This window comes from Pseudactinotalea sp. Z1732, from assembly GCF_049724975.1.
Taxonomy (GTDB): domain Bacteria; phylum Actinomycetota; class Actinomycetes; order Actinomycetales; family Beutenbergiaceae; genus CALKWS01.
The window spans coordinates 119289-139738 of sequence record NZ_JBMPQC010000005.1; the positions used below are offsets into that span (position 1 = coordinate 119289).

Here is a 20450-nt window from a genome sequence, read left to right on the forward strand (position 1 = left end):
TGCCGCTGGCCGCTGGGCTCGGTACCGTGGCGGGCATGACTACGCCATCAGGTCCTGTGCCTACCGACCCGTCCTTCAGTGAGCTGTTCCCCCCGGATGCGGCGTTGGAGCACCTCGCCGGGGATTTCACCTGGGCCGAGGGCCCCACCTACGTGGCCAACCGGGAACGGGTGGTCTTCTCCGACGTCCGGCAGAACCGCACCTGGGCATGGACCGACTACGGGGCACTGGAGGTTGAGGCAGAGCCGAGCCACCACCAGAACGGGCATTGCACCGATATCGACGGGTTGCTGATCGCCTGCTCCCACGGGGAGCGGGCTCTGGTGCGGCACGAGCACGACGGATCCTGGACCACCCTGGCCGGCACTTTCGATGGCAAGCGACTGAACAGCCCCAATGACGTAGCCCTGCACCCCTTGGACGGCTCCTTGTGGTTCACCGATCCCACCTATGGCATCGACAAGCCCGAGGAGGGCTACGGCGGGGAGCAGGAACTGCCCGGACGCTGGGTGTTCCGGCTCGACCGTGACGGCACGCTGACCGCCCCGATCCGGGACCGGGACAAGCCGAACGGCCTGGCCTTCGCCTCCGCGGACCTGCTGTTGCTGGCCGACACCGGCTCCGATGCCGCCACGTTCGGCTATCGCATCGACCCCGACGGCAATGCCACCTACGAACGCGAGTGGTTCCGGGTGGACCCGGGTAAGACCGACGGGCTGCGTCTGGACATCGAGGGACGGATCTGGTCCTCCGCCGCCGACGGGGTGCACGTCCTCACCCCCGACGGCGGCACCGAACTGGGCCGTATCCCCACTCCCGAAACCACCGCGAACCTGTGCTTCGGGGGCCCCTTCGGCACCCTGTTGTACATCACCGCGACCTCGAGCCTGTGGCGCATCTCCACCCGCACCCGCGGGCTGGAACTGCAGCGCTGAGCCCTGCCGGGTGCTCGCACGGCCGGATCGGTGATGGCACCTCGTAGTGCCTCGGTGAACCGGTCGGCCCAGATCACCGGGTAGGGCCGGTCGAAGAAGGACGACGGCGTGGCCCGTACCTGGTCGGTCACGCCGAGCCGGTCATGGCCTGCGGCGAGCGCGAGCAGCACGTCCACCACGGCCCGCTCCTGGTCGGTTCCCCGGGCGTCCAGCGCGGCGCGCAGCAGGGTGAGCAGGTCCGCTCCGCCGGTGGTGCGGGCAAGGGCTGTGCCCAACCACTTGGCATAGGGCGGGTAGGTGCGCTGTTGCAACAACGCCAGGTGCATGCCGCAGCGCACGATGCCGGCGGCGATGACCCCGGCACCCACGTCGTCGCCGGCCTCGCGGGCCCGACCGGTGAAGGCCTCCAGCTGGGCGATGCGCTGCCACCACCCGGCCATGATGACCAGCCAGATCTGGTCGGGGTAGAACGCCAACGCCGCACGGGTGCGGCTCACGTGGCCCACGTCGTCGCGCAGCACCGGCCCGGCGGTGAACTCCAACAGGCTCTGGGAGGGAATGCTCATCCAGGTAGCGGGGTCCAGTTCGGCCAGTGAGTCGATGCCGAGCAGGTCCGACAACAGGCCCGGCAGCGTGCGCACACTCACCCCGTGCGGGCGCCGGCGCCCCGCGGTGGTGTGGTGGGTGGCCGGGCCACCGGGAACCTGCTGGGCCGGCAGGTGGTCCACCGCGACCCCCGCGATCATCTCCGGCAGCACCGCCTCGACCGCGTCCAGGACCTGCTCGGCGTGGGTTCGGTGGTCCTGCTCGGACAGCACCAGCACCAGGCGTGGGCCCCAGTCGTGATCGGTGGAACGAGCGGTGTCGTAGCCGAGCACGTCCGAGCCGCGCCCGATCAGGGCGGCGGCGTACCGCAGGTGCGGAAACTCCTGCGTCAGGGCCGGTTCGACGACGTCCAGCAGGTGGGCGCTCAACCGGTGTCCGGGCACGAAGGTCATGGCGGCATTGTGGCAGTGCGGTGCAGGCCCTACCGGTGGGAGTCCACCAGCGGGATCAGCGTCCAGGCCAGGTGGGTCCAGTTCCCCAGCGCCGGGTGCGGGGTGCGCCGCGCCGCCAGCTCCTCCGGCCGCACCCGGTGGACGTATCCCGTCCCCGGGTCGAAGATGCGCAGCCGGTCCCCGGCTGTGGGCAGTGCCAGCAGCACGTGCCGCGGCACCGCGGTGCGCCACCCACGAGCCCTGTTGCCGCCGGCGTAGAGCGGGACGGGGACACCTGCGGAGGTGGCGGCCACGAGCATGTCGGTGGTGGCGCGCAGCACCGCCGGGTTGTGATCGTCCACGGCCCGGTGGGTGTAGCGCACCCCGGGTACCCGGGCGCCGCGGGCCGCGCCCCAGGGCGGGGTACCCAGCGCCCGGGGCCACGGCAGGCGGCCCGGCCCGGCGCGGGTGAGGATGCGGTGGGTGGCGCCCTGGGCAAGGACCATCCGGGCCGCCACCGTGGGTGCGGCCAGGCCCGCGGCATCGAGTGTGGCGATCTCCGGCGGAGTTGCGGCGGGCAGACGGCCGTGCTCGAGCCAGGCGGCCAGGTGCGGGTCGATCGCGGCGTTCAGCAGCATGATGGCCGCCGCACCGCAGGTGACGCCGTCGTGCTGACGGGCCACGTGCCCGCCGATGCGCACCAACTCAGGCCCGGAGCGGTTCCCGTCCTCGTGGCGGAAGAGGTTCCAGTGCGGCAGCGCCAGCGGCGCGGCGCGGGCGGTGAGCAGTCGCTGGGCGAGGTCGAGGTACCGGCCGGTGAACACCGGGCTCAGCACCGTACTCAGGGACAGCCCCGGGCGCCCGCGGTCCCGCCCCTGCGCAGTCATCGTGACCCTCTCCTCACCCAGCGACGATGCGGTCCAGGATGAGGGGCCGCCCGGGTGGGCGGGAGCCCTCCGGGGCGATGACAGCAGCGTCGGCGAGTGCTTGCCTGGCGCGGTCGAAACGTTCGGGGGTGTCACTGTGCAGGGTCATCAGGGGCTCCCCGGCACGCACGGCCGTGCCTGGTTTGGCGTGCATCTGCACCCCGGCGCCGGCCTGGACCGCGTCCTCGCGACGGGCCCGGCCTGCGCCCAGCCGCCAGGCGGCCACACCCACGGCGAGCGCGTCGAGTCCCACCAGCACCCCGTCGGCGGGGGCGAGGACCACGTCGGTGTGGGTGGCGGTGGGCAGCGGGGCGTCGGGATCGCCTCCCTGGGCGGTGATCATCGCGCGCCAGGTGTCCATCGCCCGCCCGTCCGTCAGGGCCGCGGCGACGTCGACATCCTCCCGGCCCGCCGCGGAGAGCATCTCCCGGGCCAGCGCGACGGTGAGTTCGACGACGTCGGGGGGCCCACCGCCGCCGAGTACCTCCACCGCCTCGCGGACCTCCAGGGCGTTGCCCGCGGTCAGGCCCAGCGGGGTCGACATGTCGGTGAGCAGGGCCCGGGTGGTCACGCCCGCGTCGGTGCCCAGATCCACCATGGTGCGGGCCAGTTCCCGGGCGGCGTCGGCGTCCTTCATGAACGCCCCGGACCCCACCTTGACGTCCAGCACCAGGGCGCCGGTTCCCTCGGCGATCTTCTTGCTCATGATCGAGGAGGCGATCAGCGGGATCGACTCCACGGTGCCGGTCACGTCGCGCAGCGCATAGAGCTTGCGGTCGGCCGGGGCCAGGCCGGAGCCGGCCTGGCAGATCACCGCGCCCACGTGGCGCAGTTGGGCCAGCATCTCCTCGTTGCTCAGGTCCGCCCGCCAGCCGGGGATCGACTCGAGTTTGTCCAGGGTGCCACCGGTGTGCCCCAGGCCGCGGCCGGACAGCTGCGGGACCGCCACCCCGAAGGAGGCGACCAGGGGGGCCAGCGGCAGGGTGATCTTGTCCCCGACCCCGCCGGTCGAGTGCTTGTCCGTGGTGGGCACCGGCAGGACGGAGAAGTCCATCCGCTCTCCGGAGTCGATCATCGCCCGGGTCCAGGTGGCGACCTCGGCCCGGCCCATCCCGTTCAGCAGGATCGCCATGTTCAGCGCGGCCATCTGCTCCTCGGCCACCGCCCCACGGGTGTAGGCCTCGATCACCCAGCGGATCTGCTCCTCGCTGAGTGCCTCGCCGTCGCGCTTGGTGCGGATGATGTCGACGGCGTCGAAGGCTTCATTGCTCATGACCCGATGGTAATGCTCCCCCGCGCCCCGGCCCGGAGGGCCGATGGGCGGTGCTCAGGGGAGGTGGTCCGGACCGAAGGCGTCGGGCAGCACCTGGCTCATCGGCCGGATGCCGGAGGGAGTGTCCACCAGCAACCCGGCTCCGCCGTGTTCCCAGAGGAGTTGCCGACAGCGCCCGCAGGGCATCAGCAACTGCCCCTCGGCACCGGCGCAGGTGAAGGCCGCCAGGCGCCCCCCGCCGCCGGTGACCAGCGCGGAGACCAGCGAGCACTCCGCGCACAGGGTCACCCCGTAGGCGGCATTCTCCACGTTGCACCCCACCAGCACCCGGCCGTCATCGGTCCGCGCCGCGGCGCCGACCCGCAGGCCCGAGTAGGGGGCGTAGGCGCGCTGCGCCACCTCCCGGGCCGCCGCCCGCAGTTCGTGCCAGTCGATCGTGCTCATTCGGCTCAGCCTCCTTCATCGCTCGACCCTGCTCCCCGGGCTTCTCATGAGGGCGGGTACGGCTTGCCCTCCGCCGCGGGCGGGCGCACCCGGCCCACCAGTCCGGCCACGGCGAAGATGGTGGCCAGGTAGGGCAACATCGCCAGCAGTTCGGTCGGCACCGGGGAACTGATGTTCACCAGCATCCGGTTCAGGGAGTCGGCGAAGCCGAACAGCAGCGCTGCGGCCAGGGCACCGGCGGGCTTCCACCGGCCCAGGATCATCGCGGCCAGGGCGATGTAACCGCGGCCGGCGGTGATGTTCTCCAGGAACGCCAGGCCCGCTGAGACCAGCGCGGCACCACCGAAGCCGGCCACCGCGGAGCCGAACACCACGTTGCGGTACCGGGTCCGGTTCACGTTGATGCCGACGGTGTCGGCCGCTTTCGGGTGCTCGCCCACCGAGCGCATCCGCAGGCCCCAACGGCTGCGGAAGATCATGAACTGCAACCCGATCACGGTGGCGAACATGGCGTAGACGATCACGTTGTGGTTGAACAGTGCCGGGCCCACCACCGGGATGTCGGCCAGCAGCGGGATCCGGATCGGGGTCAACCGGGGCGGGTCGTTCATGGTGCTGGAGTTGTCCCGCACCACCGAGTGCAGCAGGTAGGTGGTCACCCCCAGCACCAGCACGTTCAGCACCACACCGACGATGATCTGGTCCACCCGGTACCGGATGGAGAACACCGCCAGCAGCAACCCCACGAGCGCCCCGCCGATCGGTGCGGCGATCAGGGCGTAGTAGAAGTTGCCGGCCATGCTCGCCACGATCGCGGCCATGAAGGCCCCCATCAGCAGTTGGCCCTCGATGGCGATGTTGATGATGCCGGAGCGTTCGCACAGCACTCCCGCCATCGCGCCGAACGCGAACGGGAGCGTGGCCGTGATCGTGGTGGCGAGCAGGAAGGACAGCGTGAGGCCACGGGCGTTACCGGCCACCGCCCAGGTCAGGAAGGCCGCCAGCATCACCACTCCGAAGGAGATCGGGATCGCCAGCGGAACCGTGCGGCGCGTCGAGGTGTACCAGTAGGCCAGCGCGGTCAGGGTCAGCGCGATGGCCACCAGCACCAGGACCGTCAGCCGGGAGGGCAGCACCAGGGGTGGCGGGTCGAACGGGATCCCGCCGCCGCCGAGGTTGAATCGCGACTCACGCCCGGCCGAGGTGAACAGCCCGAAGGCGAGCAGGCCTGCGATCGTCACGGCGGCCATCAGCACCGGGGTGCGCCAGGAGATCCTCCCGACCGCGGGGTCCGCCGCGGCCACTGCCGGGTCGTGGAAGTGTGTCGCGGCGCTCATACCAGGGCTCCCTCGCGGCGCCGGTTCTCACCGTGCGGCTGCGGCAACCGGAACATCGAACGCACCAGCGGCGGCGCGGCGATCATCAGCACGATGGTGGCCTGCAGGATCAGGATCAGGTCCACCGGCGTGTGCGAGTTGACCTGCATCAGGGGCAGACCTGCGCGCATCGCCCCGAACAGCAGCGAGGCCAGCAGCACCCCCACCGGCCGGGATCGTCCGAGCAGCGCCACCGTGATCGCATCGAAGCCGATGTTCCCCGCGGTGGTCTCCCGCAGGGTCCGGGTGGGGCCGAGGATCTGGCTGGCACCGGCCAGCCCGGCGAGCAGGCCGGCGCTGACCATGACCATCACGAAGGTGAGGTTGACGTTGATCCCCGCGGTCCGGGCGGCGTCCATGTTCGCTCCCACCGCCCGGAACTTGAAGCCGATCGTGGAACGCTCCATCAGCCACCACACCGCCGCCACCGCGGCCAGGGCAAGCAGGAAACCCAGGTGCAGGTTGAACCCGGAACCGAGCAACAGCGGAAATACCGAGTTCGACGACACCGGCGGTGCGATCGGGTTCGGACCCGGGGCGAAGTACTCCTGATCGAGTAGGTACCGCACCAGCCACAGGCTGATCCAGTTCAGCATGATCGTGGTGATCACTTCGTTCGCGCCGGTGCGGGCCTTGAGGAACCCGGCGATCCCGGCCCACAGCCCACCGATCACAGCGGCGGCCAGCACCGCGGCCACCAGGTGCACCACGGGCGGCATCGGCAGGGCGAAGCCGACGTAGGCGGCCGCAGCGGCCCCGGCGAGCACCTGCCCCTGGGCGCCGATATTGAACATCCCGGCGCGGAAGGCGATGCCCAGCCCGAGGCCGGCGAAGATGAGCGGCGTTGCGGCCACGAACGTCTCGGTGACCGGCCGCAGCGCCCTGCTGACCGAGTCGGCCCGGTAGTCGAAGACGGCGCCACGGAACAGGGCCGTGTAGGTATCCACGATCGCGCCCCAGGCCGCGGAGAAGGTGTCGCCGGGCCGGTCGAAGAAGTACACCGCGGAACCACGAACGTCCGGGTCGGCGTACATCACCAGGACCGCGGAGACCACCAGCGCGGCCACGATGGCCAGCAGCACGGTGACCCAGCTGGCCGAGAGGATCTCCCGCAGCACCCCGCGCATCTCGCTGCCCTGCTCACCCGGGTCCGGGCCGGCCCCCGCGGGTTCGGTGCGTCGCTCAGACATCGCGCACCTGCCCCTCCTGGGTGCCGTCCCCGTTGCCGCGGTCGCCCCCGGTCGGATCAGCACTGCCGCCCTCATGCATGACGGCCTCTCCGGGATCCCGGTCGCGCGGATCATCGCCGGGCGGGCTCTGGGCGGGCTCACCGGGTCGGGAACCGATGGGCGGGTCCTCCACCGCCACCGGATCCCCGGTGACCTCCTCGACCTGGCCTGCGGTGTCGGCGACGTGCATCCGGGTGTGCTCAGCGGCGGCCCGCTCCTCGGCCTCCTGCGGTGCCACCCCGGCCATCATCAGCCCGAGTACGTCACGATCGGTGTCGCCGTCGACCACCCCGACCACACGGCCGCGGTACATCACCGCGATCCGGTCCGCCACCGCCATCACCTCATCCAGTTCGGTGGACACGATGAGCACCGGGGTGCCCGCGTCGCGTTCGGCGATGATGCGCCCGTGCACGAACTCGATCGATCCCACGTCCAGGCCGCGGGTGGGCTGGGAGGCGACCAGTACCCGCAGCGGGCGCGACATCTCCCGGGCCAGCACCACTTTCTGCTGGTTGCCACCGGACAGGGTCGCGACCGGAGCGTGGATGCTGGAGGTGCGCACGTCGAACGCCTCGACCTGACGCCGGGCGTTGTCGGTGATCGCGTCCTGGTCCATGCTCCACCCCCGCGCGAACGGGGCCTGGTCGTGCAGGTCCAGGATCAGGTTCTCCGCGATCGTGAAGGGTCCGACCAGGCCGTCGGTGGAGCGGTCCTCGGGGACGTACCCCACACCGGCGCGCAGCACCTCCTGCACGCTGCGTCCCAGCAGTTCCTGCCCGTCCAGGTCGACCGAACCGCCGGTCGCCTCGCGCAGCCCCAGAATCGCCTCGACCAACTCGGACTGGCCGTTGCCCTGCACCCCGGCGATCGCCAGCACCTCTCCGCCGTGGGCCTGCAGGTTCACCGCGTCCACCACCTGGCTCCCGTCCACGTCGCGCACGCTCAGATCCTTGATGGTCAGGGTGTGCTCGGTGCGGCGGGCGGGTTCGCGATCGACCCGCAGGTTCACCTCCCGGCCCACCATCAGGGCGGCCAGGGTGGCCTCGGAGTCCGCCGGGGAGGCGTCCCCGACCACCTTGCCCCGCCGGATCACGCTGATCTGGTCCGCGATCGCCCGGACCTCCCGCAGTTTGTGGGTGATGAACACGATCGTGGTACCGGAGTCACTGAGCTGCTGCATGATCTCGATCAGCTCATCGGTCTCCTGCGGGGTCAGCACCGCGGTGGGTTCATCGAGGATGAGCACCCGGGCGTCGCGGGACAGCGCCTTGATGATCTCCACCCGCTGCTGCGCACCGACGCTCAGGTCCTCCACGCGCGCGTCGGGGTTGACCTCGAACCCGAAGCGTTCGGAGATCTCCTGCACGATGCGGCGGGCCTGGTCCAGGTCGATCACGCCCAGCGGCCCGGTGGGTTCGTGGCCGAGCACCACATTCTCGGCCACCGTGAACACCGGCACCAGCATGAAGTGCTGGTGCACCATGCCGATGCCCGCGGCCATCGCCTCGCCGGGGCCCGCGAAGGAAACCGGTTCGCCGTCGACGACGATCTCTCCGGCATCGGGGGTGTACAGGCCGTACAACACGTTCATCAACGTGGACTTGCCGGCACCGTTTTCGCCCAGCAGGGCGTGGATCTGCCCGGCCTCGAAGGTCAGATCGATCGCGTCATTGGCCACCAGCGGGCCGAAGCGTTTGGTGATCCCGCGCAGTTCGAGCCGCACCTGTGCTCCCTTCGGTCCTGCCCGCACTGTAGCGGGGCGGACGACGGCGACCCGGGCCTTTCGCAGCCCGGGTCACCGTGATCGTCAACGTCAGCCGACCTCGACCGCGCTGGGGGAGTCCACCTGCAGTTCGCCGCTGATGATCTGCTCGCGCAACTCATCGATCTCGGCCTTGAGTTCGTCGGGGACCTGGTCCTCGAAGTCGTGGTAGGGGGCGATGTCCACCCCACCGTTCTCCAGGGTGCCCACGTAGGGGGTCGGGTCAAACTCGCCGGCCGCGGCGGCCTCGATGGTGTCGAAGACGGAGTTGCCGATCATCTTCAGCACCGAGGTCAGGATGTACTGGCCGTAGGCCTCGTTGTCGGGTTGTTCGTATCCGTCGGCGTCCACCCAGATCACCATGATGCCCTCGTGCTCGTCGGCGGCGCGCAGCGAGCCCGAGCCCACCGGTCCGGCCACCGGCAGGATGACGTCGGCACCGTCGGCGATGAACTGCTGGGTGGTGTTGTAGCCGTTCTCGGGGTTCTCGAAGTCACCGGTCATGGAGCCGTTCTGGGACTCCTTGTCCCAGCCCAGCACCTCCACGTCGGTGCCGTGGGTGTCGTTGTAGCCGGCGACGCCGTCGACGAAGCCGTCCATGAAGATCGTCACCGACGGGAACGGGCGCCCGCCGTAGGTGCCCACGGTCCCGGTCTCGGTCATCCCGGCGGCCAGGTAGCCGGCCAGGTACGCGGCCTCGTGGGTGTTGAACAGCACCGGCTTGGCGTTGGGCAGGTCCACCGGGTTGCCCTCGTCGTCGCTGAACGCAGAGTCGATCAGCGCGAAATTGATGTCCTCGTTGGCCTCTGCGCCGGCCTGGATGTCGTCCTCCAGGGCGAAGCCGACACCGAAGGTCAGGTCGCAGCCCTCCTGGACCATCGCGTCAACGTTGCCCGCGTACTGGGCCGGGTCGGTGGACTCGGCGTCCTGGATCGACACACCCAGTTCCGCGGCGGCCCGGTTCAGGCCCTCGTACCCGGACTCGTTGAACGAGGCGTCGTGCCAACCGCCCTCGTCGGAGATCATGCAGGCCATGAACTCCTGGTCGATACCCTCGGCACCGGTGTCGCCGGCGGGGTCCTCATCCTCCGGGGCGGCGCCGCAGGCGGCGAGGACGAGCGCGGCAGCAGCCAGGCCGGCCGTGGCGTAGATGGACTTCTTCACGATGGACTCCTGTGGGGGTGGACAGGCCGGGGCGGCATGTGGCGTCGGTGCCGTCGCCAGGGATGCGGCGACCGGCCTGATGGTAGACCCGAAACGGGGTGGCGCAGGCGGGTTCGGGTCGTACCGGGTGCGGTTGTTATCCAACTGGTACCTCCACCGGCGGGCACTGGCACCGCCACACCGCCACGGGGCCTGGGCCGGTTCTCAGCGTTCCCGGCCGGCGCGGGCAGCGGCCTGGGTCAGGAACCGCACCCCCACCCCGATCGCGTCCTCGTCGAAGATCACATCGGGACGGTGCAGATCGTAGGTGCGTCCGCCGGGGGTCCGGGTGCCGAGGCGGGCCATCGCACCCTTGATCTCGGTCAGGTACCAGGCGAAGTCCTCCCCGCCCAGGGACTGCTCGGTCAGTTGCAGCGAGTCCGGCCCCAGCGCGGTGCGGGCGCTCTCGTCGAGGAATCGCACCGACTTCTCGTCGTTGTCCACCGGCGGCACCCCGCGCACGATCTGGACGTCCACCTCCACCCCGGTCGGCGCCACCACCTGCTTGGCCACATCGACCAGGAGCTCCTGGGCGTACGCCCAGGTCCCGGCGTCCAGGCAGCGCAGCGTCCCGGTGACGCTACCCACCGAGGGGATCGCGTTGGGGGCGTTGCCGGCCCGCACCGCGCCCCAGGTCAGGTTGACTCCCGAGCGCGGGTCGATGCGGCGGGTGAGCATCGCCGGTACGGCGGTGATCACGTGCCCGAGGGCCGCCACCAGATCACCGGCCAGGTGCGGGCGGGAGGTGTGTCCCCCGGTGGAGGTCAGGGTCACCGTCACGGTGTCGGAGGCGGAGGTGATCGGTCCGATCCGGGTCCCAACCTGGCCGACGTCGAACTTGGGGTCGCAGTGCAGGGCGAAGATCGCCTCGACCCCCTCGAGTCCCCCGGCGCGCATCACATCCAGGGCGCCCCCGGGCTGGACCTCCTCGGCGGGCTGGAAGATCAGGCGGACGTCGCTGTGCAGGTCACCCTGGGTGGCGAGGTCGGCCAGCACCAGCCCGGCCCCGAGCACCACGGTGGTGTGCATGTCGTGGCCGCAGGCATGGGCCACACCGCGCACAGTGGAGGCGAACCCGAGCCCGGAGACCTCTGTCAGTGGCAGCGCGTCCAGGTCGGCGCGCAGGGCCACCATGCCCCCGGAGGGACTCTCGGCCCGGGCTCTGATGTCACAGATCAGCCCGGTACCCTCCAACCGCCGGACCGTCAGCCCGGCCGCCTCCAGCCGGGTGGCCACCCGGTCGGTGGTGCGGTGCTCGGCGCGGGAGAGCTCGGGGTGGGCGTGCAGATCGCGGCGGAACGCGACCAGTTCGTCGTTGAGGTCAGCCGCACGCGCGCGCACGCGCTCGGCCAGGGCCGCAGCCGCCAGGGAAGGGGAAACCACGACGTCGAGGGTACCTGCCCGGGCCGGCGCGTTCAGAGCAGGTGGTCCGCACCGGGCCGCGCCAGTGCCGCGACGGCGTCCTTGACCCGCTGCGCGTGCGCGGCCGTGGTGACCAGGATCGCATCCGGGGTGTCGACCACCACCGCATCGGGCACCCCGACCAGCACCACCGTGCGTCCGCTGCCGGGCACCACCATGCCACCGGGGGCATCCAGGGCGAGCACCCGGTCGGCGTCACCGAGCACCCGCACCGCGGCATCGGCACCGGCCGGGCCCAGAACCGCCCGGATGGAAGCCCAGTCCCCCACGTCGTCCCAGCCGAAACTCGCCGGAACCACTGCTACCCCGCCACGGGCGGCCACCGGTTCGGCGATCGCGTGGTCGATGCTGATCGCGGGGAGCCCGGCCCAGTGCCTCGCCAGCACCTGCTCACGCTCCGGGCCGTCCCAGGCGGCCGCGATCGCGTCCAGGCCGGCGGCCAGGTCCGGCTGGTGCCGCGCCAGGTGATCAAGCAGCACCCGCGCCGCCACCACGAACATCCCGGCGTTCCACCGGTACCGGCCGGTGGCCAGGTACGCGGTCGCGGTGTCGACGTCGGGCTTTTCGGTGAACGCCGCTACCCGGTGCACGGGCAACCCCGCCCGCACCTGCGTCAGTTCCGCACCGGCTTCGATGTAACCGAAGGCGGTCGAGGGGCTGGAGGCCTCGACCCCGATGGTGGCCACGTACCCCGCAGCGGCGGCGGCCTCGGCGGCCCCGACCGCCTCGGCGAAGGCCTCCTCGTCGGTGATGACATGATCGGCCGCGAAGGATCCCACGATCACGTCCTCGCCGCCGTGCCGGCGCGCGAGCACCGCCGCGGCCAGGCCGATCGCGGCCATCGAGTCCCGGGGGGCGGGTTCGGCCAGGACCGCTTCGGCGGGCACCTGCGGGAGTTGCTCCCGTACCGACTGGGCGTGCCGGTCGCCGGTGACCACCGTGACCGAGCGGGCCAGCGGAGTCATCCGGTCGATGGTGGCCTGCAGCAGGCTGCGTCCGGTGCCGGTGAGGTCGTGCAGGAACTTCGGGTGGTCCCGGCGCGACAGCGGCCACAGCCGGGTGCCCGCACCACCGGCGGGAATGATCGCGTGCATGGAGCGCAGGCTAGTTCACGAGCCGCCGGTTCCGGGTCCGTTCCCGTGCCTGGAGCCCCGGTCGCTCCGATTCGACCCATTCGGGTCGGTGAGGTCGAAGGGCGCGGAGTGCTCGGCGGCCAGGTCCTCCGGGTCGGGCCCCGCCGGCTCGGGCTCCGAGCCCTTCGCGCGACGGGTCGAATCCCGCACCCAACCGATCAGGCCGCCCCAGTACGGTTCCTCCGGCTCCGGGACCGGATCCTCGACGATGGGCAGGACCCGGCCGGTGACCGGGTCATGGGCCCAGGTGAACGTGTGCGGCGCCGAGACCGTGACGTAGTTGGGAACCTCGTCGTAGTGGGTGATCATGTCCGGGGTGACCTTGAACTTCTTCGGCGGGTTGGCGGTCCAGGCCGCGACCATCAGCACGATCCGCACCTGCAGGTTGACCCACAGCAGCAACGTGATGATGGCGGCGAAACCTGCCAGCAGCGGGTTGTCCACGGCCCCTACCGCCGAGGTGCCCAGGTACCGCAGCACGCCGGCTCCGATCCCGCCGATGACGGCTCCGATGATCAGGTCCCGGCGGCGCGGGCGCGCCCCGGCCAGTCCGCGGTAGATGAAGATGAAGATCAACGTGTCGACCGCCAGGGCCACCAGCAGGCCCAGTGCGCGCAACAGGAATCCGACGCCGGGAGCATCACCCAGGCCGATCAGGTCCAGCAACCAGGTGGCCATCGTCCCGGCTGCCACGCCCAGAACGGCCGTGACCAGCACGCTCAGGGCCAGGACGGCGAATCCGCCCAGGTCACGCAGCATCGCCAGCCCCGGGTTCTCCTTGGGCCGCACCATCCCGAACATCGCCCGCACACCGCTGCGCAGCGCCGTGATCACCCCGATCGCCGTGTTCAGCAGCACCACCACCGCGATCACCCCGGCGATCCCGCCGGCGGTGGTGAGCTGTAGTTGGTCGGGCGTGACCATCCCGCCGTCGCCGGTGTCCACGATCCCGGGGAGTACCTCGTCGAGCTGGTCCAGCACCGAGTCACGCAACGGCTCGTTGCCCCCCAGCACCGCCATGAACACGGTGAACCCGATCACCAGGGCGGCGAAGATCGAGAACAGGCCCGAGAAGGCGATCCCACCGGACAGCAGCGCCCCGTTCGCGCTGCCGTACCGGCCCAGCGCCCGCACCACCCGGGTGCGCACGGCCCATTCGAGGAGTTCCTTGATCTTCGCCATACCTCCAGCATGCCCGGTCCGGACTGCCGGGGCACTCCTGTCGGTGGACTGATCGGCCGCTGCCGACCGGGTCAGGAGGACAGCACGAACGTACTCACATCCCGCCAGACGCCGTCGTCCCCGAACTCGTACAGGGAGAAGTGTGCCACCGCGAACAGCGCGTCGAAACCGGCCATGTCCGCCTCGGCACGGTCCAGGTCGTTCGTGGGCACGTCGTGGGCGATGGTCACGTGCGGGTGGTAGGGGAACTGCAGGTCCTGGCGCAACGGGCCGGCATTGACCGCCTCGTGCAGCGCCGTGCACTCCTGGGCACCGGCGCGCAGGCTCACGAACACCACTTGGCTCAGCGGGCGGAAGGACTCGGTGCCGCTCAGTTCCATCACGAACGGCCGGGACAGGTCGGCCACGTTGCTCAGGTGGTCCACCACGACGCCCATCTGGTCGGGCTCGACCACCACCGGCGGCAGCAGCGTGACGTGGGGCGGGACCGAGTAGGCGTGCGGGTCACCGGCCTCGACGCGGGCACGCGTCAGCCGGGAGTTGTACGGCTCGGGGATCGGGATCGACACCCCGATCCGCAACTGGTCCCCCACCCGTTCGGGCAATGTCACCGCGGGCACCTCTCCGGATGCTCGGGTCGGCACATCGACATCGGCACCTGCTCCCTCTCGTCCGGCCCCGGGCCTCGCCCGCCTCTGATCTGCCCGCGTTCTCCTCCCACGCTACTCTGCGGCTCCGGTGCGTGAGTACGCCGATCCTGCCGTGTTGTGCCGCGGCGGGGCTGCCGGCTTGTGCCGCGGCGGGGCTGCCGGCGCCGTGTTCGAGTTGAGAGGATGAGGTCATGAACAGTTCAGCACTCATCCAGGCCTGGACCGATGCTCACGGGCGCAGCAGGGGCGAGGAGGGCTTCGCGGCCGCCTTCGGCGCCCGCGCCGGCTCGCGGACGGGAGCAGCCGACGCAGCGGCCCACGACGACGCAGCGGACCACGGCGGCACAGCCGGGGGCCCGGTGGTGGTCGCCTCGGCACCCGGCCGGGTGAACCTGATCGGGGAGCACACCGACTACAACGGCGGCCTGTGCCTGCCGATCGCGCTGCCGCACCGCACCTTCGTGACGGCTCGGGCCCGGGCTGATGACCGGGTCCGCCTGGTCTCGGAGAAGGAGGACCGGATGTGGGAGGCCTCCCTGTCCCAGGTGAGCCCCGGTTCGGTCTCGGGGTGGGGCACCTACGTGGCCGGGGTGGCGTGGGCGCTGGCCCAGGAGGGGGTCCCGGTACCCGGGTTCGACCTGGCGGTGGCCTCCTGCGTCCCCTACGGCGCGGGGCTGAGTTCCTCCGCGGCGCTGGGTTGCGCCACCGTGATGGCCCTGGCGCGCCTGGTCGGGAGCGACTGGACCGGACCGGACCTACGGACCGATGCGGGCAGGGCATGGGCCGCGCAGGTGTGCGTGCGTGCCGAGAACGAGATCGCCGGCGCCCCCACCGGTGGGATGGACCAGGCGGCGGCGCTGCGGGCCACCGCCGGGCACGCGCTGCTGTTGGACACCCGGTCCGGCCAGGTGGAACAGGTGCCCTTCGACCTGGCCGCTGCGGACCTGGAACTGCTGGTCATCGACACCCGCGCCGAGCACGCCCTGGTCGATGGTCAGTACGCGCAGCGCCGGGCCTCCTGTGAGTCGGCGGCCGCGACGCTGGGGGTGCAGACGCTGCGGGAGGTCAGCGCGGCAGAGCTCCCCGGAGCCCTCGCGGCGCTGCCGGATGAGACCACCCGGGCCCGGGTGCGCCACGTGGTCACCGAGATCGCCCGGGTGAAGGAGTTCGTGGGGTTGCTGGGGGCGGGCTCCTGGGCACGGGCCGGCGCGGTGATGGATGCCTCGCACGCCTCCCTGGCCACCGACTACGAGGTCTCCGCAGCCGAACTGGACACCGCGGTGCAGGCGGCCCGCGAGGCCGGTGCGCTGGGTGCGCGGATGACCGGCGGCGGGTTCGGTGGCTCGGCGATCGCGCTGATTCCCCGCGGCGGCGCCGAACGGATCGCCGCACACGTCGCCGAGGCGTTCAGCGCCGCCGGGCACCGGGATCCGGCGTTCCTGAGAGCCGAGGCCGCCGCGCCGGCGCACTGACGCCCGGGCATGGCTCAGCGGCCGTAGGCCACCGTCAGCGGCGCGTGGTCGGAGAAGCGTTCGGCGTAGGACGGGGCTCGGTCCACCCGGACCGACGTGACGCTCTCGGCCAGCTCCGGCGTGGCGTACTGGTAGTCGATGCGCCAGCCGGCGTCGTTGTTGTAGGCCTGGCCGCGCCAAGACCACCAGGTGAAGGGGCCGGGCCCGTCTCCACCGTGCCGCCGGCCCAGATCCACCCACCCCTGCTCCAACCAGGCGTCGAGGTAGGCCCGTTCGGCGGGCAGGAAGCCGGCCGACTTCAGGTTGCCCTTCCAGTTCCTGATGTCCACCTCGCGGTGGGCGATGTTGACGTCCCCGCCGACGACGACGCCGCGGCCGCCGGCGATCAACTCACCCAGGCGAGCGGTCACCTTGTCCAGGAACGCGTACTTGTCATCCATGGCGGGAGTGCCGGCGGTGCCGGAGTGCACATAGGCCGAGGCCACCGTGATCCTCCCCGGTCCCGGCACCTCCAGGTCGGCTTCGACCCAGCGGCCCACCTGGTCCTCGGTCTCGGTCTCGGGAGGCCCCAGCCCCGAGCGCACGGCGGTGAGCGGGTACCGGGAGGCCACGGCCACCCCGTTGCGACCCTTGGCGGCACCGGCCCGGTGGATCAGGTGCCACTCGGACCCGAGGTGCTCGGTGATAATCTCATCGCTGGCCCGCACCTCCTGCAGCAGCAGGATCTGCGGATCGGCGGTGGCCAGCCAGTCGGCCATCCCGCGGCGATAGGCGGCTCGGATGCCATTGACGTTCACGGTGGAGACTTTCAGCATCCCCCCATCCTCGCCCACCGGCACGGGTGCCCCGGCCGGCTTCAGGCGGCGGTGCCGTAGCCGCTGGCCTCCTCGACCGTGAAGACCGTGTCCGGCTCGACCACCCGGTGGTCGGGCACCTTCGTCCCGGCCGCGACCACCGCGCCATCGCGCACACGCGCTCCGCGACCGATCACCGCGCGGGCTCCGATGTGGGTGTTCGCACCGACGACGGCCTCGGCGGCCACGACCGCTTCGCGGTCCACCCAGGCACGCTGGTCCAACCGGGCGCGCTCACCCACGCGTGCGCCCGGGTCGACGTAGGCTGCCGGACCCACCGATGCGGTCGGGTGCACCGTGGCCTTGGACGAGACCAGGCCACCTCCGTTGGGGTGGTAGGCATACCGGAGCAGGGTGCCGTCGTCGTCCTCGAATTCCTCGTACTTGCGCCGCCTGCGGGCCAATATGTCCTCCTTCAAATCTGACTACACGTCGTCATGTGTTCCAACGTCGGCCCCGCTCCGAAGATTCCGGATGTGTGATGTGCCACACACACCTGGCGGGCTTGCACCGAGTGCATCAACGACCACCGTGCCGTCGCCGTCGTGCCGGTCCGCGGGCGCGGCACCGGTGACCGGTCGCGCGACCGCTGTCCAGCGCCGGCAGCAGCGGCAACCACGACCGCAGACTCACTCAGCGGGCGGCCAGCGAGCCCGCGGGCGGGCCGCGCTCAGCCGGTCAGCAACTCTTCGAGCAGGTGCCCGAACACCTGCGGGGCCTCGATGTGGGGGCTGTGGCCGATGCCGGGCAGTCCCACCTCGCGGTAGGTACCGCCGTTCGCGGCGTAGGTCTCCAGCACCGCGCGCATCTGACTGACCATCGGCTGCGGCGGGTAGGTGTCGGCGCCAGGCCAGCCGGGTACCACGCCCAGGGCGCCGAGCTGGCCGAAGTCCAGCGAGGAGGTGTCGGACACGATCGCGTCCGCGTCCCCGTGCACCCACAGCACCGGACCCACCTGCGGCACCTCCGCGAATGCGGAGACGTCGTAGTACTTCGGTGACAAGGCGTTGTTGATCCCCGTGGTGCCGGGCGCCACACCCGGCCAGTTCTCGCTGGTCACCGAATCGCCCGGATAGTTTCCGGCACCGATGGTGGTGGACAGCACCGAGTCCAGCAGCAGATCCTCATCGGCCAGTTCGGTGCCCGGCGCCACATACAGCGCCCGGAACACCGACAGCGGTGAGTGCGGGTGGTCGGTGCTGCGGTCCCCTGCCGCGATGGCCGCGGCGAAGTCCGGGTTGGCGGTGCCTCCCCCGGAGCCGGCGAAGTCGGGCCACACCGGTGTGCCGTCGGTGCCGGCGGTGCCGCCGAAACCGTAGGGCGAGGCGGGCGCCTCCAGGAGCATCCGGGCCACCCGGCCGGGATGGTCGATCGCCAGTTGCATGATCACACCCGCCCCGGCGGAGTGGCCGACGAACGCGGCCCGCTCCACCCCGAGTGCGTCCATCAGGGCGATCACGTCATCGGAGAGCTCGCCCATGCCGCGGGTCGCGTCCAGTGGTGCCACCTCGGTGTCGCCGTAGCCGCGCAGGTCAGGGGCGATGCCGCGCCAGCCCTCGGGCAGGGTGGTGAGCAACCGGTGGAAGAACGCCGAGGAGGAACAGTTCCCGTGCACCAGGATCACCGTGCCGCCTTCAGCGGATGCCTCCCCGGCCATCCGGACGTGCGTGCGCAGCCGGGGTGTGTCCACGTCGGTCTCGGTGACGGCCGTGCTGGTCGGGGTGGTCATGGTCTCTCCTCGGGTCTGGCCGTGCGGGGCGCGTGCACGCCTAGGGGGTGTGCAGCAGCAGTGCCTCGCCCTGCCCGCCACCGCCGCACAGGGCGACGGCGGCGCGGGTGGCGTCCCCGGCGGCGATGCGGTGGGCGGCGTGGACGGCCAGGCGGGTGCCCGAGGCGCCGATGGGGTGGCCCAGGGCAATCCCGCCGCCGTCGCGGTTGATCACGGACACGTCCACGCCGAGGCGGGCGGCCGAGCCGATCACCACGGCGGCGAAGGCCTCGTTGATCTCCAGCAGGTCCACCTCACCGACAGCCCAGCCCTGCCGGTCCAGGGCCACCTCGAGCGCCGCGGCGGGCTGCTCCTGCAATGACGCGTCCGGGCCGGCGACCTGCCCGCAGGCCCCCACAGCGGCGAGCACATCCCAGCCCTCGGCAGCGGCCCGTTGCGCCGTGGTGACCACCACGGCCGCGGCCCCGTCGCTGATCTGGGAGGCGTTCCCGGCGGTGATGTGGCCTTCGGGGGTGAACGCCGGCCGCAGTTTCGCCAGCGATTCCTCGGTGGTGTCGGGACGGATGCCCTCATCGCGCTCCACGACCGTCTCCCCCCGGCGGGTGCGGATCGTGACCGGGGCTACCTCGGCGTCGAACCGTCCGGCCTGCCACGCGGCCTGGGCGCGCTGGTGGGAGGCGGCGGCTAACGCGTCCTGCTCGCCGCGGGTCGTGGGGAAGACGTCCCGACGGCGGTCGGTGCCCAGCCCCATCGCCTCACCGCTCCAGGGATCGGTCAGCCCGTCATAAGCCATGTGGTCGATCGCGGTGGTGGGACCGAAGGCCCAGCCCTTGCGTGATCCGGTGAGCAGGTGCGGGGCCAGACTCATCGACTCCATCCCGCCGGCCACCACCACCTGGGCCTCACCGGAGCGCACCAGCCGGGTGGCGTCGATGATGGCGCTCAAGCCGGACAGGCAGACCTTGTTGACCGTGGTGGCATGGGCTCGCCACCCCACACCGGCGGCGATCGCGGCCTGCCGGGCCGGGGCCTGCCCGGCGCCGGCCTGCAGCACCTGGCCCATGAACACCGCGTCCACGGCCTCGGCCGGCACCCGGCCGCGTTCCAGGGCCGCCTTGATCGCGTGGCCACCCAGTTCGGTGGCCGGCAGCGTCGACAGCGCACCGTTCATCCGCCCCTGCGGGGTGCGCGCCGCGGCCACGATCACGATGTCACTCATGCCCGTACCTCCACCTTGGTCAGGTCACTGGCCACCGTCAGCCCGGGTTCGGTGGCTGCCTTGACCTCCTCCACACTCACTCCCGGTGCGGTTTCGACGAGCACCAGCCCATCGGCGGTGACGTCGATGACGGCCAGGTCGGTGATGATCCGGTCCACCACGCCCTTACCGGTGAGCGGCAACGAGCACTCATCGACGATCTTGGCGCTGCCGTCCTTGGCGGTGTGGGTCATCAGGATGATGACCTTGCGCGCTCCGTACACCAGGTCCATCCCCCCGCCGGGGCCCTTGACCATCTTGCCCGGGATCATCCAGTTCGCCAGGTCCCCAGCGGCCGAGACCTGCATCGCTCCCAGGATCGCCGCATCGATCTTGCCGCCGCGGATCATTCCGAAACTCATCGCCGAATCGAAGAACGCCGCCCCGGGCAGTACCGTCACCGTCTCCTTGCCGGCATTGATCAGATCCGGATCCAGTTCCTCCTCCAGCGGGTAGGGACCCACCCCCAGGATCCCGTTCTCGGACTGCAACACCAACGCCTTGTCGGCCGGCACGTAGTTCGGCACCAGCGTCGGCATCCCGATGCCCAGGTTCACGTAGGCCCCATCGGGCAGCTCCAGGGCCGCCCGGGCCGCCATCTGCTCACGAGTCAGAGCCATGG

18 protein-coding genes and 1 pseudogene are annotated in these 20450 nt (G+C 71.3%); 2 read left to right on the forward strand and 17 right to left on the reverse strand.

From position 1 onward, the window contains the following. The first annotated feature begins 35 nt into the window (after positions 1 to 35). Entirely contained in the window at positions 36 to 935 is a 900-nt protein-coding gene (locus ACPL7H_RS11285) for an SMP-30/gluconolactonase/LRE family protein (RefSeq protein WP_424797011.1), read from the forward strand. A gap of 284 nt (positions 936 to 1219) precedes the next feature. Here the strand turns inward: ACPL7H_RS11285 and ACPL7H_RS11290 are convergent. The 12 genes and pseudogenes from ACPL7H_RS11290 to ACPL7H_RS11345 all read right to left on the reverse strand — a co-directional run. Then, positions 1220 to 1933: pseudogene (locus tag ACPL7H_RS11290) on the reverse strand (DUF4037 domain-containing protein); the annotation flags it as partial. A 29-nt stretch (positions 1934 to 1962) separates the two neighbouring features. Further along, positions 1963 to 2799, reverse strand: coding sequence for a hypothetical protein (locus ACPL7H_RS11295; protein ID WP_424797012.1), 837 nt, complete (start codon positions 2797 to 2799; stop codon positions 1963 to 1965). 13 nt (positions 2800 to 2812) lie between these two features. Further along, positions 2813 to 4111: a thymidine phosphorylase gene (locus ACPL7H_RS11300; protein ID WP_424797013.1), complete on the reverse strand. Its 1299-nt coding sequence runs from the start codon at positions 4109 to 4111 to the stop codon at positions 2813 to 2815. Positions 4112 to 4165: 54 nt separating this feature from the next. Further along, positions 4166 to 4555: a cytidine deaminase gene (locus ACPL7H_RS11305; RefSeq protein ID WP_424787479.1), complete on the reverse strand. Its 390-nt coding sequence runs from the start codon at positions 4553 to 4555 to the stop codon at positions 4166 to 4168. A 44-nt stretch (positions 4556 to 4599) separates the two neighbouring features. Then, positions 4600 to 5892 (reverse strand): ABC transporter permease, encoded by a 1293-nt coding sequence (locus ACPL7H_RS11310; RefSeq protein WP_424787478.1) that lies wholly within the window; start codon positions 5890 to 5892, stop codon positions 4600 to 4602. Next, positions 5889 to 7121 carry an ABC transporter permease gene (locus ACPL7H_RS11315; protein ID WP_424797014.1) on the reverse strand — a complete coding sequence of 411 codons (1233 nt, stop codon included), beginning with the start codon at positions 7119 to 7121 and terminating at the stop codon, positions 5889 to 5891. The genes ACPL7H_RS11310 and ACPL7H_RS11315 overlap by 4 nt, the downstream gene beginning before the upstream one ends. Next, the gene (locus ACPL7H_RS11320; RefSeq protein ID WP_424797015.1) at positions 7114 to 8886 is read right to left on the reverse strand and encodes an ABC transporter ATP-binding protein; all 1773 of its coding nucleotides are present in this window, start codon (positions 8884 to 8886) and stop codon (positions 7114 to 7116) included. The genes ACPL7H_RS11315 and ACPL7H_RS11320 overlap by 8 nt, the downstream gene beginning before the upstream one ends. Before the next feature lie 90 nt (positions 8887 to 8976). Then, entirely contained in the window at positions 8977 to 10089 is a 1113-nt protein-coding gene (locus tag ACPL7H_RS11325; protein WP_424797016.1) for a BMP family lipoprotein, read from the reverse strand. 204 nt (positions 10090 to 10293) lie between these two features. Continuing rightward, positions 10294 to 11511: an amidohydrolase gene (locus ACPL7H_RS11330; protein ID WP_424797017.1), complete on the reverse strand. Its 1218-nt coding sequence runs from the start codon at positions 11509 to 11511 to the stop codon at positions 10294 to 10296. Between the two features lie 32 nt (positions 11512 to 11543). Continuing rightward, positions 11544 to 12644 (reverse strand): mannose-1-phosphate guanylyltransferase, encoded by a 1101-nt coding sequence (locus ACPL7H_RS11335; protein WP_424797018.1) that lies wholly within the window; start codon positions 12642 to 12644, stop codon positions 11544 to 11546. Between the two features lie 15 nt (positions 12645 to 12659). Further along, positions 12660 to 13865, reverse strand: a complete 1206-nt coding sequence (locus ACPL7H_RS11340) for a YihY/virulence factor BrkB family protein (protein ID WP_424797019.1) — start codon at positions 13863 to 13865, stop codon at positions 12660 to 12662. A gap of 71 nt (positions 13866 to 13936) precedes the next feature. Beyond that, positions 13937 to 14476: a 2'-5' RNA ligase family protein gene (locus ACPL7H_RS11345; RefSeq protein WP_424797020.1), complete on the reverse strand. Its 540-nt coding sequence runs from the start codon at positions 14474 to 14476 to the stop codon at positions 13937 to 13939. A 230-nt stretch (positions 14477 to 14706) separates the two neighbouring features. Between ACPL7H_RS11345 and galK the strand changes: the two genes are divergently transcribed. Next, entirely contained in the window at positions 14707 to 15987 is a 1281-nt protein-coding gene (gene galK, locus ACPL7H_RS11350; protein WP_424797021.1) for a galactokinase, read from the forward strand. Positions 15988 to 16001: 14 nt separating this feature from the next. On the opposite strand, the gene ACPL7H_RS11355 is transcribed toward galK, so the two are convergent. The 5 genes from ACPL7H_RS11355 to ACPL7H_RS11375 all read right to left on the reverse strand — a co-directional run bounded on the left by ACPL7H_RS11355 (position 16002) and on the right by ACPL7H_RS11375 (position 20448). After that, positions 16002 to 16802 (reverse strand): exodeoxyribonuclease III, encoded by an 801-nt coding sequence (locus ACPL7H_RS11355; RefSeq protein WP_424797022.1) that lies wholly within the window; start codon positions 16800 to 16802, stop codon positions 16002 to 16004. Between the two features lie 41 nt (positions 16803 to 16843). Next, complete coding sequence (locus ACPL7H_RS11360) at positions 16844 to 17245, reverse strand: transferase (RefSeq protein WP_424797023.1); 402 nt, start codon at positions 17243 to 17245, stop codon at positions 16844 to 16846. Positions 17246 to 17511: 266 nt separating this feature from the next. Then, positions 17512 to 18570 (reverse strand): alpha/beta hydrolase, encoded by a 1059-nt coding sequence (locus tag ACPL7H_RS11365; protein ID WP_424797024.1) that lies wholly within the window; start codon positions 18568 to 18570, stop codon positions 17512 to 17514. A gap of 40 nt (positions 18571 to 18610) precedes the next feature. Beyond that, positions 18611 to 19789, reverse strand: coding sequence for an acetyl-CoA C-acyltransferase (locus ACPL7H_RS11370; RefSeq protein ID WP_424797025.1), 1179 nt, complete (start codon positions 19787 to 19789; stop codon positions 18611 to 18613). Beyond that, entirely contained in the window at positions 19786 to 20448 is a 663-nt protein-coding gene (locus ACPL7H_RS11375; RefSeq protein WP_424787465.1) for a CoA transferase subunit B, read from the reverse strand. The genes ACPL7H_RS11370 and ACPL7H_RS11375 overlap by 4 nt, the downstream gene beginning before the upstream one ends. Between the last annotated feature and the right edge of the window lie 2 nt (positions 20449 to 20450).

Excerpts from the sequence above, each read along its gene's own strand:
- ACPL7H_RS11300 (WP_424797013.1), bottom strand. The coding sequence starts at position 4,111 with ATGAGCAATGAAGCCTTCGACGCCGTCGACATCATCCGCACCAAGCGC.
- ACPL7H_RS11315 (WP_424797014.1), bottom strand. The coding sequence starts at position 7,121 with ATGTCTGAGCGACGCACCGAACCCGCGGGGGCCGGCCCGGACCCGGGT.
- ACPL7H_RS11375 (WP_424787465.1), bottom strand. The coding sequence starts at position 20,448 with ATGGCTCTGACTCGTGAGCAGATGGCGGCCCGGGCGGCCCTGGAGCTG.
- ACPL7H_RS11365 (WP_424797024.1), bottom strand. The coding sequence starts at position 18,570 with ATGACCACCCCGACCAGCACGGCCGTCACCGAGACCGACGTGGACACA.
- ACPL7H_RS11335 (WP_424797018.1), bottom strand. The coding sequence starts at position 12,644 with ATGCACGCGATCATTCCCGCCGGTGGTGCGGGCACCCGGCTGTGGCCG.
- galK (WP_424797021.1), top strand. The coding sequence starts at position 14,707 with ATGAACAGTTCAGCACTCATCCAGGCCTGGACCGATGCTCACGGGCGC.
- ACPL7H_RS11305 (WP_424787479.1), bottom strand. The coding sequence starts at position 4,555 with ATGAGCACGATCGACTGGCACGAACTGCGGGCGGCGGCCCGGGAGGTG.
- ACPL7H_RS11295 (WP_424797012.1), bottom strand. The coding sequence starts at position 2,799 with ATGACTGCGCAGGGGCGGGACCGCGGGCGCCCGGGGCTGTCCCTGAGT.
- ACPL7H_RS11310 (WP_424787478.1), bottom strand. The coding sequence starts at position 5,892 with ATGAGCGCCGCGACACACTTCCACGACCCGGCAGTGGCCGCGGCGGAC.
- ACPL7H_RS11370 (WP_424797025.1), bottom strand. The coding sequence starts at position 19,789 with ATGAGTGACATCGTGATCGTGGCCGCGGCGCGCACCCCGCAGGGGCGG.
- ACPL7H_RS11355 (WP_424797022.1), bottom strand. The coding sequence starts at position 16,802 with ATGCTGAAAGTCTCCACCGTGAACGTCAATGGCATCCGAGCCGCCTAT.
- ACPL7H_RS11285 (WP_424797011.1), top strand. The coding sequence starts at position 36 with ATGACTACGCCATCAGGTCCTGTGCCTACCGACCCGTCCTTCAGTGAG.
- ACPL7H_RS11340 (WP_424797019.1), bottom strand. The coding sequence starts at position 13,865 with ATGGCGAAGATCAAGGAACTCCTCGAATGGGCCGTGCGCACCCGGGTG.